1 protein-coding gene is annotated in these 2779 nt (G+C 76.4%); it reads right to left on the bottom strand.

Annotated features, from left to right (window positions below; genetic code table 11):
* Positions 1-54: 54 nt before the first annotated feature.
* The coding region (locus E0D90_RS24830; protein ID WP_130800173.1) for an SDR family NAD(P)-dependent oxidoreductase at positions 55-2779 on the bottom strand (2725 nt) is incomplete at its 5' end.

Genomic DNA, 2779 nt, shown 5'->3' on the forward strand with positions numbered 1-2779 from the left:
GCCGGAGGCCGGGGCGGGCGGCGGGAGCGGTGGGTGGCGCGGGACCGGCCGGGGTCAGGACGGGCGGCTGACCAGTTCGACACCGACCAGCTCCAGCCGGACGCCTCCGTCGGCGTCGATCAGTGCCGCGTCACAGCGCGCCCCCGTCTCGTGCACCTTCCGCCTTCGCACCACACAGCGCACCGTGCCGTCGACCGGGCCGCGCCGGTGCACCCTGCACTCGGCGACGGCCATCGGCAGCGTCGCCGCTCCCAGCACCTCCTCGCCCCAGAGCAGCGCGAGTTGGAGCGCGCCGTCCACGGCGGCGGCATCGATCGGCCCGGGCACACCCGCCCAGTCCAGGGCCAGCAGACCCACGACGGTCGCCTCCGCGCCGTGCCGTGACACGCCACGCACCGTGCGCAGGGCGTGGAACCGGGGGCCGTGGAAGAGGGTCTCCCCGTCGTACGCCGCGGCCCGGGCGAGCGGCCGCAGCTCCTCCGGGGTCTCCCACGCGGTCGCGTCCGGCGCACCGGCCCCGGTATCCAGCACGGCCCGGAAGTGCGCGACGCCGTCCTCGGCCCGCAGCTCCGCCTCCAGACCCGAGGGTGAACCGGGCGCGCCCTGGCTGCCCAGAACGGTGAGGAGGTGGCCGGCGCCCCGCAGCTCCGGCAGGGCGTACTTCCTGTACACCCGCAGATCGCGGACGACGAGCTGCCCGGCGGCCGGTAGCCACGCCGTGGCCGCGCCCGTGAACCAGTTCAGGACCAGGGCCACGGGCAGCACGGGAACTCCGGCGGGCGCGTGGTCGGCGAGCTGCGGCAGGGTGTCCGACCGCACCAGCAGCTGCGCGCGACGCGGGCCTTCGGCCAGGGGCAGGACGGCAGTCCCGTCCCGGGAGGTGAGCCCGTCCCCGGCGGCAAGAACGACGCGGGCCTCGCCGGCGGCGCCGTCCAGCTCGGCGGTGAAGGCCGCGGCGCCCTGCTCCAGGGGGACGAGCGGAACCCCGGACCGGCCGAAATGCGCGGCCAGGGCCGGGCTGACCATGCCGCCCTGCCACGGCCCCCAAGCCACGCACCGCACCAGGCAGCCGGGGCGGCGGGCCTGCTCCGCCGACGCGACCTGATGGAGAACTTCGTTGGCCATGGCGTAGTCGCTCTGCCCCGGGTTGCCGTAGACGGCCGCCACCGAGGAGAACAGGCAGATCGTGTCCAGGGGATCGTCGGCCGTCGCCGCCAGCAGCGCCCGCAGGCCGTCCACCTTGGTGGACATCACCAGCTCCGCCTGCTCGTCGGTCTTGTCGGCGATCCGCTTGTCCGCCAGCACCCCCGCACCGTGCACGATGCCGGTGACCGGCCCCCACTCCCCGCGCACCTCGTGCAGGGCCGCGGCGAGGGCGTCACCGTCGCGGGCGTCCACCCGGACATACCGGGCCGGCGACCCGGCGGCCTCCAACTCCGCAAGCGTCGCCCGTACTTCGCGCGCGGCCAGGATCTCCCGGGCCCGCTCCGCGATCCGGGACGGCGAGGAACCCTCCGCCTCCGGGGACCGCTCCGCGAGCAGGCGGGTGAGCTCCGGTTCATCGGAGGCCGACGCCAGTCCGGGAGGCTCGGCGGCCGGGTCCGTCCGCCCGAGCAACACGATCCGCGGACGGTGGGTCCTGGCCAGGTCGAGCAGCGCCGCGGCGGTCACCCCGCGGGCGCCTCCGGTCGCCACGATCACCGACGCGGGAGAGACCCGCGGTGTGCCGCCGGGCGTCACCGGCTCCGGCACCAGCCGCGTCAGGACGCGGGTGCCGTCCGCGCGGAGACCGACCTCGCCGTCGGCTCCCCCTTCGAGCAGTTCCCGCACGATCGCTTCGGCGACCTCCTCGTCGCCCCGGCCGCCCCGCTCGCAGTCGACGACCTTGACCGAGGCGCCCGGCCACTCCTTCGCCGCGGTCCTGGCCAGACCGGCGACACCGCCCAGCCACGCGCGGCCGGGCGCGTGGCCCCCGAGCCCGAAGTCGCCCCCGGTGTCCTGGACGGTGACGAACAGCCCGCCGCCCGCCGCCGCTTGCGGTGCCACCGCGCGGGCGGCGCGGAGCGCGGACCGGTGGACCTCCCGCGCCTCGTCCCGCGTGCCGCTCGCGGTGAGTCCGCCGAGGTGGACGACACCCCGGGCGCCTTCGGGTACTTCCGCCACGGCGGTGGCGTCCCCGCCGTGCTCCGTCAGCTTCCGGGCCACGAGACCGACGATCGCGCAGCCTTCCGGGCTCCCGCCGGTCACCACGACGGGGCCCTCCAGGAGTCCCGCCGTGGTCAGCCCGGAAGCCGACGACGGCTCCACCCGCGGTACCAGTCGCGTCAGCGGCGTCCGCCCGCCCGTCCCGGCGCGCGGTGCGGCAGGCCCGGGATCCGCGACGGCGCCGGGCGCACCGGCGACCGCAGAGGGCCCGGTGTCCTCGCGGGCCTCCGCCACGACGGGGGCGCTCACAGCCGAGGGGGGCCCGGAGACGGCGGGAACACTCGGAGCCTGGGGCGCGGAAGGCCCGGGGTCGCCGGTGAGCGCCTCGACGATCTCGCGCAGCGTACGGAGCCTGCCCAGCTCCCCGACATCTGCCATCGCCACGTCACCGACCTGCCGGCGTACGGCCGACAGGATCTCGACGCGCTTGATGGAGTCGACGCCCAGATCCGCCTCCAGCTCCATGTCCATGGTCAGCATGGCGGTGGGGTAGCCGGTGAGGCGGGCCACCACGGACAGGAGCAACTCCTCCAGCTCCGGCCGCGACAGGGAGGCCGCTTCACCGGCGGGGGTG

The sequence above is a fragment of the Streptomyces otsuchiensis genome (genome assembly GCF_004305975.1).
Lineage (GTDB): Bacteria > Actinomycetota > Actinomycetes > Streptomycetales > Streptomycetaceae > Streptomyces > Streptomyces otsuchiensis.